Here is a 13,981-nt window from a genome sequence, read left to right as displayed (position 1 = left end):
CAAGACTATGCGGTGCGATGGTCGGAGTACAAAGATTCGAACTTTGGACCCCCGGTTCCCAAAACCGGTGCTCTACCAGGCTGAGCTACACTCCGAGATCGCCGGGCAGTGGTTAGCCTGTTCCGGCGCAAAGGGCAAGGCACCCGTGCCCCTCATTTCACACTAATCGTGTATCACGCGATTTGGTTCACCGCGCGGCGCTATAGCGCTCCAGTGCCCGCGCGAGATCCGCCTTCAGATCATCGATCGACTCGAACCCGATATGGAGCCGCAACATACTGCCCTTCTGCGTCCACGGCACCGCCGTGCGGCTCCCAGCCGGCTTGATCGGCAGGCAAAGGCTTTCATACCCGCCCCAGGAATAGCCCATCGAAAACAGCGACAACCCATCAACGAACGCGGCGAGGGCCGCGCGCGGGGCAGGGGCCAGCACAATGCTGAACAGGCTCCCCGAGCCGGTAAAATCGCGCTGGAACAGCGCATGGTCGGGGTGGCTGGGCAGGCCCGGATGCAATACCGCCGCCACCTCAGGCTGCTCCTCGAGCCAGCGCGCCATCTCTAGGGCCCGCTTCTGGTGCTCCGCCATTCGAATCGCCAGCGTGCGCAAACCCCGTGCCACAAGGAAGGCTTCGTCCCCGGAGGTGAAAAAGCCCAGCAGTGTGCGTGTCTTCAACACATCGGCCCAAACGGCTTCTGTGGTGGAAATCGTGCCGGCAAACGCATCGGAATGGCCCACAAACATCTTGGTGCCGGCATGCATGACGATATCAGCGCCCAGCGCTAGCGGCTGATGATAAAGCGGGCTAGCCCAGCTATTGTCCACCAGCAGCCGCGCCCCCCCGTCATGGGCCACCTTTGCGAGCGCCGGCAGATCCTGCACCTCGAAGGTCAGTGATCCCGGGCTTTCCGCCAGCACCGCCTTGGTGTTAGGCTGCATCATCGCGGCAAGACCCGCCCCAATCCGCGGATCATAATAGCGCGCTGTCACCCCCATTCGCGCGAGAAAGCCATCGGCAAACTTGCGCACCGGATCATAGGCGCTGTCCGAAATCAGCACATCATCACCCGCCTTGACGCAGGCCAGGAGCGCCACGGTGATGGCAGCAAGGCCCGAGGGGAGCAGGAGCGTGCGATGCGCGCCTTCCAGCGCCGTGACGACAGCTTCAACGCCTGCGGTGGTCGGATTTCCCGCGCGACCATACAAGAAGCGCTGCTCCTGGGCTTCTAGATCTGCCAGGCTGTTGAACAGTACGGTTGAACCGCGATAAACCGGGGTATTCACAAACCCGAACTGATCCTCGGGCGAGCGGCCAGCATGGGTGAGCAAGGTTTCGACGGACAGTTTCGGCGTCTCGTCCGGTGAATTTTGGCGATGCATCTATGCTCACTTCCACGTCAAATCGCTGTTCTGACTAAATATACGCCAAATCATCGCGGGAGAGCTAGCTTGGGCTCTTGACGCAAATGGCTTTAGTCGGTTCGATGCATATCAGCATCAAAGCCGCCCAACCAAGCGGCGGTGCAACCAGAGCCGGGCGCCTGCGCCGAACGAGCTGTGGGACACTAGTCAGGAAACAAAAGGCAACCGAATGCACAAGACGCTCGTCAAGTTCGCTGTGACTGCCGCTTTTGGCCTCACAGCAACTGCCGCCTACGCCGATACGCTCGGCGACGTTAAAGCCAAGGGCTATGTTCAATGCGGCGTTACCGGCGGTGTTGCCGGCTTCTCGGCACCGGACGCCAACAACAAGTGGGCCGGCCTCGAGGTCGACTTCTGCCGCGCCGTGGCTGCCGCCATCTTCAACGACGCCGAAGCCGTCCGCTACACGCCCCTGACCTCCCAGGAGCGCTTTGCCGCCCTGTCCGCCGGCGAAATCGATATCCTGTCGCGTACCACCACCTGGACCATGAGCCGCGATACCGATCTGGGCATCAAGTTCATCGGCACGATTTATTATGACGGCCAGGGCTTCATGGTGCGCGAGGCCGATGGCATCGCTGCGGCCACGGACCTTTCGGGCGCTGCCATCTGCATCGAATCGGGTACCACGACCGAACTCAACGCCGCCGACTACTTCGCGGCCAACAATCTCGAATTCAACACCGTCGTCTTTGTTGATCAGGACGAAGTGGTGAAGGCCTATGAAGATGGCCGTTGCGACGTCTATACCACCGATGCTTCGGCGCTTGCTGCCGAGCGCTCCAAGTTCGCCAATCCCGACGAGCACATCATCCTGCCCGAGATAATCTCCAAGGAGCCGCTTGGTCCCGTGGTGCGCCAGGGCGACGATCTGTGGTTCAACATCAACCGCTGGGCCTATTTCGCCCTGCTTGAAGCTGAAGAACTGGGCGTAACCTCCGCCAATGTCGATGAAATGCTGGGTTCGGACAATCCTGCCATCAAGCGCCTGCTCGGCGTTGAAGGCGATTTCGGCACCCCGATCGGCCTGACCAAGGACTGGGCCTACCAGATCATCAAGCTCGTGGGTAACTACGGCGAAGCCTTCAACCGCAATGTCGGTCCCGACACCGCTATCGGGCTGGAGCGTGGCCTCAATGCGCTGTGGACCGATGGCGGTCTGCAGTACGCCCCGCCGATCCGCTAAGCCTTGAAGTAACCAGCCGGCGCTTTCCCACGAAAGCGCCGGTTTTGATTCGAACCGACTATTGGGTTGCCGGAAGATTTGGTTTTTCTGCCATGCAGGGCCGACTGCCTTGTGCTTCCATATCCTTTTGCAACCCGGGTTCATCATGAAAGGACCGCATGCCACATGGCCATGCAAGAAACCCTCGGCACCAGAGCGCCGCGCAGCTCCTTGGTGAATGACCCGGTAATCCGGGGCATTATCTACCAAGTTCTCGTTGCGGCGGCGGTGATCGCCTTTTTCGGCTGGATCATTCTCAACACCGCCCAGAACCTCGCCGCCCAGAACAAGACCACCGGCTTCGATTTCCTGTTCCGCACCGCTGGTTTCGATATCAGCTTCACGCTGATCCCCTGGAGCCGCACGTCGCTCTATTGGGAGGCCTTTCTCGCCGGCCTGCTCAATACGCTGGTTGTCGCCGTGATCGGCATCTTCTTTGCTACGATCATCGGCTTTGCCCTTGGCATCGCGCGCCTATCTTCCAACTGGCTGATCGCCCGTGTGGCTACGGTCTATATCGAGACCATCCGCAACATCCCCCTGCTGCTGCAGCTCTTCTTCTGGTATTTCGCGGTGCTCAAGGCCATGCCGGCCGTGCGCGATAGCTTCCTGCTGCCCTTGGGAGTCTATGTCAATCAGCGCGGCATCATGGTGCCCAAACCCTTGCCGGACCACGAGTTCATCTGGGTTGCGGTGGCTTTCGGCATCTGCCTCGTCGCCGCCATTGCTATTGGTGTCTGGGCCACTCGCCAGCGCACCCTGACCGGGCACTATCCTGCCGCCATTGTGCTGGCGGCACGCATTGCCAATGCGATCGTCATGTTTGCCCTGGGCTACCTTGCCTTCGCCCTGATCGGCACGCTGCTGCCCGCCCTCGGCCAGCCGGCCGTTGCCGCGCTCGGCGGCGCGGTGTTGGCGGGCCTGACCTTTACGGCGTTCCGCCCCTATGCCGGCGCCTTCGTCGCCTTCGCCCTTAGCTGGATCGTCCTGGTCTTCCTGCTGCAGGGCATGTTCGCGTGGCTGCCAGCGGTGATCATCTATGTCGGTGCGGCGCTTCTCGGGCTGACCGTCGGCTGGCTCACCCTGATCCGCATCAGCGACACGCCCGCCGACGATAGCAAGTTCCCCACGGCGCTGCCCATCCTGGTGGTCGCCGGCATTCCCCTGCTGCTCTACTATCTCATCGGTGCCGAGTTGGCCTTTGAAGTGCCCGAACTGCAGCGCTTCAACTTCCGCGGCGGCGTCCAGCTGCCGCCCGAACTTGTCGCCCTGGTTTTCGGGCTGGCCATCTATACGGCCGCCTTTATTGCCGAGAACGTCCGTGGCGGCATTCGCGCCGTCAGCAAGGGCCAGACCGAGGCGGCCCAGTCGCTCGGCCTCAAGGAAGGTGATCGGCTGCGCCTGGTCATCATCCCCCAGGCCATGCGCGTCATCGTGCCGCCGCTGACCAGCCAATATCTCAACCTCACCAAGAACTCGTCCCTTGGCGCGGCTATCGGCTACCCCGAACTGGTGAACGTCTTCATGGGCACTACGCTCAACCAGACCGGCAAGGCCATCGAGGTGGTTGCCCTGACCATGGCGGTCTATCTCACCATCTCGCTGCTCACCTCGGCATTCATGAACTGGTACAATGGCCGCGTGGCCCTGGTGGAGCGCTAGAGCCATGACCACAGATCTCGGCTTTGTCCGCAAGGACTTCATCGCTTCCAAACCGGCTCCCGGCCGCACCGGCGGCCCCATCCTTTGGCTGCAGCGGAACCTCTTCGCCACTCCGACCGACGCGCTCTACACCATTATCGGGATGCTGTTCCTCCTCTGGGCCGTCCCGCCGATCTACAACTTCATCATCGGCCACGCTGTGGGCCCAACCGGGACCGTTCTTGAATGCCGCGCCGAAGGGGCAGGCGCCTGCTGGGCCTATATCTATGCCCGCTTCAACTTCTTCATCTACGGCTTCTACCCCATCGACCAGTACTGGCGGCCCAACCTCGTCTTTGCCCTGCTGGCGGTGCTCATCGTTTCGCTGCTGACGCCCGCGGCGCCCTTCAAGCGCACCACGGCCCTGCTATTCTTTCTGGTGTTCCCGGTGGTCAGCTTCTACCTTCTGCATGGCGGCGTTTTCGGCCTGCGCACCGTGCCGACCGGTGATTGGGGTGGCCTCATGGTTACGCTCATCATTTCTCTGGTAGGCATCATCTGCTCCTTCCCGATCGGCGTCCTGCTTGCCCTCGGCCGGCAGTCCAAGCTGCCCATCATCAAGACGCTCTGCGTCATGTTCATCGAGCTATGGCGCGCCGTGCCGCTGATCTCGGTGCTCTTCATGGCATCGATCATGCTGCCGCTGTTCATGCCGGCCGGCACGACGGTGGACAAGCTGCTGCGCGCCTTGGTGGGCGTCACGCTCTTCACCTCGGCCTATGTGGCCGAAACGGTTCGTGGCGGCCTTCAGGCGCTACCGCGCGGGCAGTACGAGGCGGCGGCGGCCCTGGGGCTGGGCTACTGGAAGCGGATGTACTTCATCATCCTGCCCCAGGCGCTCAAGCACGTCATTCCGGGCCTGGTGAACAACTTCATTGCCCTGTTCAAGGATACGTCGCTGGTTTCCATCGTCGGCATTTTCGATTTGCTCGGCACCGTTCAGGCCGCCAGCGCCGACATTGATTGGGCATCTCCAACCCAGGCCGTGACCGGCTACATCTTTGCCGCCTTCATGTTCTGGATTTTCTGTTTCGCCATGTCCCGCTATTCGCTCTGGATGGAGCGTCGGCTGGATACCGGGCACAAGAGGTAAGTTATGAGCCAAGTTTCCGAAACCACGGTGGAACGCGATATCCGCACCGAGGGCATGCAGGTCTCTAAGACGGACGTGGCCATTGACGTGATCGGCATGCACAAATGGTATGCCGACTTCCATGTCCTGCGCGACATCAACCTCCGTGTCATGCAGGGCGAACGCATCGTCATCGCCGGGCCCTCCGGCTCCGGTAAGTCGACGCTGATCCGCTGCATCAACCGCCTCGAAGAGCACCAGGAAGGGCGGATCATCGTCAACGGCACCGAACTGACGGCCGATCTCAAGCGCATCGATGAGGTGCGCCGGGAAGTCGGCATGGTGTTCCAGCACTTCAACCTCTTTCCGCACCTGACCATTCTGCAGAACCTGACCCTCGCACCCATTTGGGTGCGCGGCATCCCCAAGGGCGAGGCGGAAGCCACGGCCATGCATTATCTCGAGCGCGTCAAGATCCCCGAACAGGCCAACAAATTCCCCGGCCAGCTGTCGGGCGGCCAGCAGCAGCGTGTCGCCATTGCCCGCTCCCTCTGCATGCAGCCCCGGATCATGCTCTTTGACGAGCCGACCTCCGCGCTAGACCCTGAAATGGTCAAGGAAGTACTGGATGTGATGATCTCCCTAGCTGAAGAAGGCATGACCATGATCTGCGTCACCCACGAAATGGGGTTCGCCCGGCAGGTCGCCAACCGGGTCATCTTCATGGACCAGGGCCAGATCATCGAGCAGAACGAGCCCGAAGCCTTCTTCTCGGCGCCACAGCATGAGCGGACCCGTCTCTTTTTGAGCCAGATCCTGCATTAATGCCGCACGCTCTTTGGTGAAGATCAGCCACTGATGGATTGACCCACTGGCGGCCCGGTCCAATATGGGCGCGCAATGGAGCAAGACATCGTATTGAGCCGTTTTTCCAAGCTGTTGCTGCGGATTGCCATAGCGCTGGCCGGTCTTTGCGCGTTGGCGCTCGCCAGCACTGGCGCGGCGCAGGCGCAAACCCTGCAAACCGTGCGCGACCGCGGCTTTCTGATCTGCGGTGCCACCAGCCCCTTGCCCGGCTTTGCCCAGCAGGATGCCGAAGGGCGCTGGTCGGGTTTTGACGTCGATTTGTGCCGTGGCATTGCTGCCGCGGTGTTCGGTGACCCCAACCTCATCGAGTTTCGCGCCCTGCGCGGCGAAAGCCGCTTTGCCCCCTTGCAAACAGGGCAGGTCGATGTGCTCACCCGCAACGGCTCTTGGACGCAGCGGCGCGATACGCTCTTTGGCGCGAGCTTTGTTGCCACCGCCTTTTTCGACGGGCAAGCCTTCATGGTCCCGCAGTCGCTGGGCGTGGTTTCCGCCTTTGAGCTCGACGAGATCAGCATCTGCGTGATCGATGGCGGCGAAGAGCTCGAGCGGGTGCAGGAGTTCTTCTTCCTCAACCAGGCCAGCTATACCGAAGTGCCCTATGAGGACGTGGCCGATCTGGCGGTTGCTTATCGCGCCGGGCTTTGCCAGGCCGTCTCGGCATCAGGCCGCCAACTGCAGGCAATGCGCCGCGATCTGCCCGAGCCGGCCAACCATCGCATCCTGCCCGAGCGCATTTCCAAGGAGCTGTTGGGCCCGGCCGTCCGCGCCGGTGACGATCAATGGTTCAACATCGTTAAATGGACCATCTTCGCCCTGATCAACGCCGAGGAAGTGGGCATCACCGCCCTTAACACCAACTCCCTGGCCAATGCCCGCACTCCCGCCGTGCGGCGCCTGCTGGGGGTGGATGGTGATTTCGGCACGCCGCTGGGCCTCCGGCGCACCTTCATGAGCGATGTTGTCCGCGCGGTCGGCAACTATGCCGAACTCTATGACCGCCATTTTGGCCCGCAAACCGGGGCGGCGCTGCTGCGCGGTCAAAACGCGCTCTGGAGCAATGGTGGGCTCCTATATGCACCCCCCGTCTTGTAGCGGAATCTAGTCGGCAAAAAGCAGGTTTACGCGCCTGTTCTGCTTGCCTTTATTCTCGATCTTGCCGATCCGCAGCGGCCCGATCTCGCTCGTATTGGCCACATGCGTGCCCCCGCAGGGCTGCAGGTCGATCGAGCCGATCCGGATCAGCCGCACCCGGCCTTGCCCCATCGGTGGCTTGACGTTCATGGTCTTGATCAACTCGGGATTGGCTTCCATTTCAGCGTCGCTTATCCATTCCTGGCTGATGGGGTGCGCCGCTTCCACCATGGCGTTGAGCGCCGCTTCCACTGCCGCCATGTCCCCGGGCACTTCTGGCATCTGGAAATCGAGCCGCCCCTTGTCCGCGCCGATCGAGCCGCCAGTCACGGGGAAGGGCAGGGCGACCGACAACAGATGCAGCGCGCTATGCATGCGCATCAGCCGGTAGCGCCGCTCCCAATCGAGCTCGAGTGCCACCTCTTCCCCCACCTCCGGTAGCGCCGCCCCAGCCTCGGGCACATGCACGATTTGCGTCTTGTCGCCATCGGGGTGAACGGCCGTCGCAATACTGATTGCCGGCCCGTCCGCCCGCTGCAGTCTGCCGCTATCCCCCGGCTGTCCGCCCGAGGTGGCATAAAACACCGTACGGTCGAGCACGATCCCGCCTTCGGGCGTGATCGCCGTCACGGTGGCAGGGGTGGAGCGAAGATAGCTGTCGTCGCGAAACAGGAACTGGGTCATCTCGGCACTCAAAGCAGGGGGGAAAGCAGGCGCGCCGCCTGCGTCAAGAAGCGCATCGGCAGGCTGCGGGTGGTGACTTCTTCCATGTCCACCTGCCGGCATCCCTCGAAATCCTGGATCAGCATGGATTCCACCGCCTGGATCGATTTGGGATCGGCGAACCACAAGGTAATCTCGAAATTGATCGCAAAGGACCGGTTGTCGAAATTGACACTGCCCACCGAGGCGATCTGGTCATCCATCAGCACCACCTTCTGGTGCAGGAAGCCGTTCACATAGCGGTAGATCGACACGCCATGCTCCACCATTGCATCGGCATGGGCAATGCTGGCGAGCCACACCATCTTGTGGTCGGGCACATTGGGCAGCATGATCCGCACATCAACGCCCCGTAGCCGTGCGGCAAACAGCGCCGTGCGGATATCGGTGTCCGGCACGAAATAGGGGCTGACGATCCAGAGCCGCTCACGCGCCCGCCCGATGATATCGGTAAAGGCGATGGCGCATTCCTCGAGCTTGTCGGCCGGCCCGCTGCCCATCACCAGCACCGATTCGTCGCCCGGCGTCTTGACCACTTCGGGGGGCGTCGAGGGCAGAACTTCCCCCGTCGCCCATTCCCAATCTTCGCGGAACAGCAGCGCGCAGCCAAGCGCGGCAGGGCCCGAGACCTTCACATGGGTGTCGCGCCAATGGCCGAACCGCTTGTCGAGGCCGATATACTCCACCCCCACATTGTGCCCGCCCACCCAGGCTTCCTCGCCATCCACCACCACGATCTTGCGGTGGTTGCGATAGTTGATGCGGCTGGGCCCATACATGCGCAGGAATTTGTGCCGCTGGTTGAAGCCGGCAACGCTGATACCCGCTTCGCGCAGGCGCTTGCGATACTTCCGGGGCATCCCGGTGCTGCCCACATCGTCATAGAGCAGTCGGATCTTGACGCCCGCCTTGGCGCGCTCGATCAGCCGCTCTGCCAGTTCCTGACCCAGTGCATCGTCGCGCACGATATAGAACTGCACGAGGAGATAAGACTTGGCCCGCGCTATGCCGGCAAAGATCGAGTCAAAGGTGGCCTGCCCATCGATCAGCAGTTCCACCTCATTGCCGTTGAGAAAAGGCACTTCGGAAACCTTGCTCTGCACCGGCCAGCGCTCGCTGGTTTCCCGGTCGATCAGCGACAAATCCTTGGCCCGCAACGGCCGCGCCGAACGCCCGTTGCGGATGCGGTCGGTGGCGTAGTCGTCAAAAAACTTCCAGCCAAAGATCAGGTAGAGAAACGCGGTGGGGAAGGGCAGCAGCAGCAGCGACAGCAGCCAGGCGATGGAGCCCTGCGAGGTGCGCGAATTCATGATTTCGCGCACGGCGCAGACCAGCGCCAAAAGGTAGATCAGTGCGGACGCGATGGCGATCAGGTGCAGATCGGCCGCCACCATGTCGAGAATATCTATTAAACTAAACAATGCTGTGCCCGAACCTGTTGCGGCGTCAATCTAGCAGGCGCCGGCCCGGGCACAATGGTTGAGTGGCTCAGGCCGGGTCTGCTTCCATCACCGAGGAAATGTCGATGCTGGGGCGCTCCTCGAGCCAACGGGGGACCGGCAGCCCCTTTGCTCGCAGGAACTCGGGATTATAGAGCTTGCTCTGGTACCGATTGCCGTAATCGCAAAGTATGGTGACGATCGTCTTTCCGGGCCCGAGGTCGCGCGCCATGCGCACGGCGCCCGCAATATTGATCGCGCTGGAGCCGCCAAGGCAAATGCCCTCATGCTCGAGCAGGTCGAACACATAGGGCAGGGCCTCTGCGTCGGGGATCTGGTAGGGATTGTCGATCGTCAGGCCTTCGAGATTGGCCGTGATCCGGCCCTGGCCGATGCCCTCGGTGATCGAATCGCCCGAGGACGCCAGCTCTCCCGTCGTGTAATAGCTATAAAGCGCCGCCCCTTCGGGGTCAGCCAGCCCGATGCGCACATCCGAGCTGCGCGCGCGTAGCGCTTCGGCGACCCCGGAGAGTGTGCCGCCCGAGCCCACCGCGCAGATAAAGCCATCGATCCGGCCATTGGTCTGCTGCCAGATTTCGGGACCGGTGGTTTCCACATGCGCGCGCCGGTTCGAAACATTGTCGAACTGGTTGGCCCAGATCGCGCCGCCCGGCAGCTCGCGCGCCAGCTTTTCGGCCAGGCGCCCGGAAACCTTGATATAGTTGTTGGGGTGGCGGTAGGGCTTGGCCGGCACCTCGATCAGCTCGGCGCCAAACAGGCGCAGCGCGTCCTTTTTTTCCTGGCTCTGGGTTTCGGGGATCACGATCACCGATTTGAAGCCGAGCGAATTAGCCACCAGCGTCAGCCCGATGCCGGTATTGCCAGCCGTGCCTTCAACGATCGTGCCGCCGGGCTTGAGCGCCCCGCTCTTTACCGCGTCATGGATGATGAACAGCGCTGCCCGGTCCTTGACCGACTGGCCGGGGTTCAAAAACTCGGCCTTGCCCCAGATTTCGCAGCCCGTCAGCTCGGAAACACGGTTGAGGCGGATCAGCGGCGTGTTGCCGATAGCGGAAATCAGGTCTTTGTGCTTGGCCATGGATCGCGTGCGTTCGGTTGGGGGAAGCTTAGTGTAGGTGTGCACCCAACGAGCCACAAGGAAGAAGGGTGCACCCGGGAAGGGCGTTCCCCCATAAAGCGCGGCGCTGGGCCATGGTGCTGGACAGGACCGGCTGGGTAGAACCGTATTCCGGCGCGGCGTCGATCAGCCCATCACTTCGGCCAACTGCTCCATGGCCGCGCTCCAGGCCTCGATCGAAAAAATGCGCGTTTGCGGATCGGCATGGGGCAGGCCCCGCTCAGTCAGCGTGATACGGGTGCTGCCTTCGCCGGCCGGCTCGAAGACGATATCGAGCACAAAGATAAGTTCGTTCTCTTCCTCGTCGTCCTCGTCCTTGTGCACCCAGGACAGCACCAGCCGCTGGTTTTCGATGAATTGCAGAACTTCGCCGCTGACCACATGCTCATCGGGGTCTTCGTCATCGCCATAGGTGACGAACCGATATTCCCCGCCTTCAAAGGCGTCGAACTCGGCATAGTCGGCCTGCCACTGCTCGATCAGTGCCGGATCGGTCCAGGCGGCAAACACATCGGCCAGTTCGGCATCGATGGTGCGGGTCAAAGTGATCTGGCTTTCGCCATCGAGGTCCATGCCGTCGCTCATCGTGGAGCCTTTCTGTGCGAGCCAGCGTCATCGGCCACAATGTCGTGGTCGCTGAACTGGTTCAATGCGGTGCTGGGTAAGATGGGGAGCTGGGCTCGACCCTTGAAAAACGAATGGCTCCGCGAGTAGGACTCGAACCTACGACCCAGCGGTTAACAGCCGCTTGCTCTACCAACTGAGCTATCGCGGAAGACATTCGGTGGCCTTCTTGCGAAGGCGTGGTCCGTGTAACCAATGTGATTTGGTTTGCCAACCCCCTAAGCCACCAGTTCACGAAATTTGCGGTGGATTATGTTGGCGCTCGCGTTTTTCGGCCGCCAGCAACTCGGCTAGCGTGTTGATGTTGATGAATGGATTACTCTCCCCCGCCGGCCAGTCCAGTTCCGCCGAACCCAGCTGCCGGTGCAGCGCCTTGAGGCTGGCTGGCGCGCAGCCCCTGCCAAGATCACCGGGCAGCGATTGCAGCGCCTCCAGCCGCCACGCGGCAACCGGCGGGTAGAAGTCTTGCCCATGCCTTGCATAGATCGCCTCTGCCTGCCCCAGCGCATCGGCCATCATCTGGGCAAAACCGGCCGGCAAAGACGGCGTATCCACCGGTGCCGACACCAGCACCCCCGATTCGATGCCGCTTTGCTTCAGTGCTGCCACCGCAGCCGCCAGCCCAGCCAGCGGGCCGCCAACCGCGGCAGGGAGGTCTGGGACGGCGAGCGCCCCGTCCGGCAGCGGAGCCGGTGCTCGATGAGGCCCTGTCGAAATCAACAAGGGCGCAGCGACAAGTCCGAACGCGGCTGCCACCCGCTCGAGCAGGCGCACCCCGCCCACGCGCAGTTCCGCCTTGCGCACCCCACCCAGCCGCTGCCCCGCACCCCCGGCGATGATGACGCCGAAGGGGAGGCTCACGAGCGCGTCGCTGTGTTGCGGTTCAGCTTCCAGCCCAGCAGCACCAGCATGCCGATGCCACCGACGAGACCCCAGAAGGGGGCGCCTAGTCCGGCGATGGTGATGCCGGAAGCCGTGGTGATGAAGCACATCATCGCCGGCAGCCGCACCTCTTCCTCCGCCAGCGCCCCGGTCAGCGCCGCCACGAGGCTCGACAGCAGCGCGAGGCCTGCCACCGTCTGGATCAGCAAGGGCGGCGAAGCGGCAATGAACGCCGCCGCCAGGCTCGCGGCCAAGCCCAGAAACAGGTAAACGACACCCGCAGCGATTGGCGCGGGCCAGCGATGCTGCGGTTCCGGGTGGGATTCGGGGCCGGCACAAATCGCCGCAGTCAGCGCGGCCAGATTAACAGTATGCCCGCCGAACACCGCCGAAACGGCGCTGGCCAGCCCCGTCACCGTGAACAATGGCGCGGGCGCCGGGTGGTAGCCATTGGCCTGCAGCACTGCGAGCCCGGGCAGATTCTGCGACGCCATGGTGACGATAAAGAGTGGCAGGCCCAGCCGCAGCGCGCCATCGAGCGTAAAGTGCGGCATCACGGGCAGCAAGGCGGGCCAGGTCCCGTCGAGCGAGCCGGGCGCCAGATGCGTCGATACCGCCAGCATGGCCGCCGTTACCGCCACGGCAATCGGCACCGCATAGCGCCGCGCATAGCGCAGCGCCACCACCCAGGCAAGCAGAATCGGCAGCGCCAGCGCCGGCAGTTCCGCTACGGCGGTCAGCGGCACCAGGCAGAGCGGTAGCAACATGCCCGCGAGCATCGCATTGGCGATTGGCGCGGGGATCGCGCCCACCAGCCGCGCCAGCGGCTTGAACAGCCCCGTCAGCACGATCAGCCCGGCTGCCACCATGAACCCGCCCAGCACCGCCGGGAACCCACCCTCGGTCGCCCCCGCCGTCAGCAAGAACGCCATGCCCGGTGTTGACCAGGCAAAGCTCACCGGCACGCGCAGCCTTGCGCTGCCCACAATGTTGAGGACCCCGATCACCAGGCACGCAGCGAACAGCCCCGATCCGGCCTGCTGGGGCGAAGCGCCGGCTGCGGTCAGCGCCGCCAGCACCACGGTAAAGGTGCTGGCATAGCCAACCACCGCCGCGAGCGCGCCAGCCATGATTGGCTGCAGATAGATTCGCCAGCCAGGGTCTTGTGTTGATGTGTTGGTGGACACGCTTGCTCTTCCCAGTGGCGACCGCCCAAGCTGCGCCGCAACAAGGCGCCGGTTGCTCGGGCTCCTGGGATGATGATTTGGAGGCCACGCCCGGAATTGAACCGGGGTTCACGGATTTGCAATCCGCTGCGTCACCACTCCGCCACGTGGCCTCACCGGCGAGGTTTCTAAGTTAGGCCCTTGGCTTGCGCAAGAGCGCTGATGCAATTTCGCTCGCCATTCGCGATTAGCAGTCAACTGGCCGGTGCCGCCGCTGCAATCGCAGGTCAAGAGATGTTGAACTTCGTGGCCGCTTCGGAACCAAGCGCCACCGCGTTTCCCTCGTCCGGTATCCTGCAACAGCGGAGCGCAGCGATGAACGGCAGAGAAATCTCCAACATTGTCGAGACTTCAATCACGGCGGCCGTGCGGGAGCGCAACTCCAGGCACCCGGTACTGCCGGTGTCGCGGGCCGTGAGCCTGGCCATGGAGCGGATGAAGGCGGCGGACAAGGAGCGGGCGATGGTGTCTCGCCTGGTCTGCGACCACGGCATTCGCCGCGGCCTTGTGCTTCAGTTCGACGACAGGTGAGT

The 13,981-nt window shown here is 62.7% G+C and carries 13 protein-coding genes and 3 tRNA genes; 6 read left to right on the top strand and 10 right to left on the bottom strand.

Annotated features, from left to right (window positions below; all coding sequences use genetic code 11):
* Positions 1-18: 18 nt before the first annotated feature.
* Positions 19-95: transfer RNA gene (locus tag AC3YOG_RS09965), tRNA-Pro, on the bottom strand.
* A gap of 92 nt (positions 96-187) precedes the next feature.
* Positions 188-1,378 carry a cystathionine beta-lyase gene (metC, locus tag AC3YOG_RS09960; RefSeq protein ID WP_489934937.1) on the bottom strand — a complete coding sequence of 397 codons (1,191 nt, stop codon included), beginning with the start codon at positions 1,376-1,378 and terminating at the stop codon, positions 188-190.
* A 211-nt stretch (positions 1,379-1,589) separates the two neighbouring features.
* Here metC and AC3YOG_RS09955 point away from each other — a divergent pair, with 211 nt between their 5' ends.
* The 5 genes from AC3YOG_RS09955 (at position 1,590) to AC3YOG_RS09935 (ending at position 7,377) form a co-directional block, all read left to right on the top strand.
* Positions 1,590-2,606, top strand: a complete 1,017-nt coding sequence (locus tag AC3YOG_RS09955; protein WP_127752581.1) for an amino acid ABC transporter substrate-binding protein — start codon at positions 1,590-1,592, stop codon at positions 2,604-2,606.
* Positions 2,607-2,771: 165 nt separating this feature from the next.
* Complete coding sequence (locus AC3YOG_RS09950; protein ID WP_489934936.1) at positions 2,772-4,307, top strand: amino acid ABC transporter permease; 1,536 nt, start codon at positions 2,772-2,774, stop codon at positions 4,305-4,307.
* 4 nt (positions 4,308-4,311) lie between these two features.
* Positions 4,312-5,439 carry an amino acid ABC transporter permease gene (locus AC3YOG_RS09945; RefSeq protein ID WP_489934935.1) on the top strand — a complete coding sequence of 376 codons (1,128 nt, stop codon included), beginning with the start codon at positions 4,312-4,314 and terminating at the stop codon, positions 5,437-5,439.
* A gap of 3 nt (positions 5,440-5,442) precedes the next feature.
* Positions 5,443-6,243: an amino acid ABC transporter ATP-binding protein gene (locus tag AC3YOG_RS09940; RefSeq protein WP_489934934.1), complete on the top strand. Its 801-nt coding sequence runs from the start codon at positions 5,443-5,445 to the stop codon at positions 6,241-6,243.
* Positions 6,244-6,336: 93 nt separating this feature from the next.
* The gene (locus AC3YOG_RS09935; protein ID WP_489934933.1) at positions 6,337-7,377 is read left to right on the top strand and encodes an amino acid ABC transporter substrate-binding protein; all 1,041 of its coding nucleotides are present in this window, start codon (positions 6,337-6,339) and stop codon (positions 7,375-7,377) included.
* Between the two features lie 6 nt (positions 7,378-7,383).
* Here AC3YOG_RS09935 and AC3YOG_RS09930 read toward each other — a convergent pair whose 3' ends face one another.
* The 8 genes from AC3YOG_RS09930 to AC3YOG_RS09895 all read right to left on the bottom strand — a co-directional run bounded on the left by AC3YOG_RS09930 (position 7,384) and on the right by AC3YOG_RS09895 (position 13,561).
* On the bottom strand, positions 7,384-8,100 hold the full coding sequence (locus tag AC3YOG_RS09930) for an alanyl-tRNA editing protein (protein WP_489934932.1): 717 nt from the start codon (positions 8,098-8,100) through the stop codon (positions 7,384-7,386).
* A gap of 8 nt (positions 8,101-8,108) precedes the next feature.
* Positions 8,109-9,560 carry a cardiolipin synthase gene (gene cls / locus AC3YOG_RS09925; RefSeq protein ID WP_248305255.1) on the bottom strand — a complete coding sequence of 484 codons (1,452 nt, stop codon included), beginning with the start codon at positions 9,558-9,560 and terminating at the stop codon, positions 8,109-8,111.
* A 67-nt stretch (positions 9,561-9,627) separates the two neighbouring features.
* On the bottom strand, positions 9,628-10,677 hold the full coding sequence (locus AC3YOG_RS09920; protein WP_489934931.1) for a cysteine synthase A: 1,050 nt from the start codon (positions 10,675-10,677) through the stop codon (positions 9,628-9,630).
* 165 nt (positions 10,678-10,842) lie between these two features.
* Complete coding sequence (locus tag AC3YOG_RS09915; RefSeq protein ID WP_489934930.1) at positions 10,843-11,301, bottom strand: SRPBCC family protein; 459 nt, start codon at positions 11,299-11,301, stop codon at positions 10,843-10,845.
* A 114-nt stretch (positions 11,302-11,415) separates the two neighbouring features.
* Positions 11,416-11,491 (bottom strand) — tRNA-Asn (locus tag AC3YOG_RS09910).
* An 80-nt stretch (positions 11,492-11,571) separates the two neighbouring features.
* Entirely contained in the window at positions 11,572-12,201 is a 630-nt protein-coding gene (mobA, locus tag AC3YOG_RS09905; protein WP_489934929.1) for a molybdenum cofactor guanylyltransferase, read from the bottom strand.
* Positions 12,198-13,352, bottom strand: coding sequence for a benzoate/H(+) symporter BenE family transporter (locus AC3YOG_RS09900; protein WP_489934928.1), 1,155 nt, complete (start codon positions 13,350-13,352; stop codon positions 12,198-12,200). The genes mobA and AC3YOG_RS09900 overlap by 4 nt, the downstream gene beginning before the upstream one ends.
* A 135-nt stretch (positions 13,353-13,487) precedes the next feature.
* A tRNA-Cys gene (locus AC3YOG_RS09895) sits at positions 13,488-13,561 on the bottom strand.
* Positions 13,562-13,610: 49 nt separating this feature from the next.
* Between AC3YOG_RS09895 and AC3YOG_RS09890 the strand changes: the two genes are divergently transcribed.
* Positions 13,611-13,979: a hypothetical protein gene (locus tag AC3YOG_RS09890; protein ID WP_489934927.1), complete on the top strand. Its 369-nt coding sequence runs from the start codon at positions 13,611-13,613 to the stop codon at positions 13,977-13,979.
* The last annotated feature ends 2 nt before the right edge of the window (positions 13,980-13,981 follow it).

This window comes from Devosia sp. Z6_126 (assembly GCF_058133495.1).
The sequence above is the reverse complement of the archived record's forward strand: the minus strand, read 5'-3'. Positions and strand labels throughout refer to the sequence as shown.

What these genes read in the sequence shown, in the direction of transcription:
- metC (WP_489934937.1), bottom strand. Translation starts at nt 1,378, where the DNA reads ATGCATCGCCAAAATTCACCGGACGAGACGCCGAAACTGTCCGTCGAA.
- AC3YOG_RS09955 (WP_127752581.1), top strand. Translation starts at nt 1,590, where the DNA reads ATGCACAAGACGCTCGTCAAGTTCGCTGTGACTGCCGCTTTTGGCCTC.
- AC3YOG_RS09950 (WP_489934936.1), top strand. Translation starts at nt 2,772, where the DNA reads ATGGCCATGCAAGAAACCCTCGGCACCAGAGCGCCGCGCAGCTCCTTG.
- AC3YOG_RS09945 (WP_489934935.1), top strand. Translation starts at nt 4,312, where the DNA reads ATGACCACAGATCTCGGCTTTGTCCGCAAGGACTTCATCGCTTCCAAA.
- AC3YOG_RS09940 (WP_489934934.1), top strand. Translation starts at nt 5,443, where the DNA reads ATGAGCCAAGTTTCCGAAACCACGGTGGAACGCGATATCCGCACCGAG.
- AC3YOG_RS09930 (WP_489934932.1), bottom strand. Translation starts at nt 8,100, where the DNA reads ATGACCCAGTTCCTGTTTCGCGACGACAGCTATCTTCGCTCCACCCCT.
- AC3YOG_RS09920 (WP_489934931.1), bottom strand. Translation starts at nt 10,677, where the DNA reads ATGGCCAAGCACAAAGACCTGATTTCCGCTATCGGCAACACGCCGCTG.
- AC3YOG_RS09915 (WP_489934930.1), bottom strand. Translation starts at nt 11,301, where the DNA reads ATGAGCGACGGCATGGACCTCGATGGCGAAAGCCAGATCACTTTGACC.
- AC3YOG_RS09900 (WP_489934928.1), bottom strand. Translation starts at nt 13,352, where the DNA reads ATGGCTGGCGCGCTCGCGGCGGTGGTTGGCTATGCCAGCACCTTTACC.
- AC3YOG_RS09890 (WP_489934927.1), top strand. Translation starts at nt 13,611, where the DNA reads ATGCAATTTCGCTCGCCATTCGCGATTAGCAGTCAACTGGCCGGTGCC.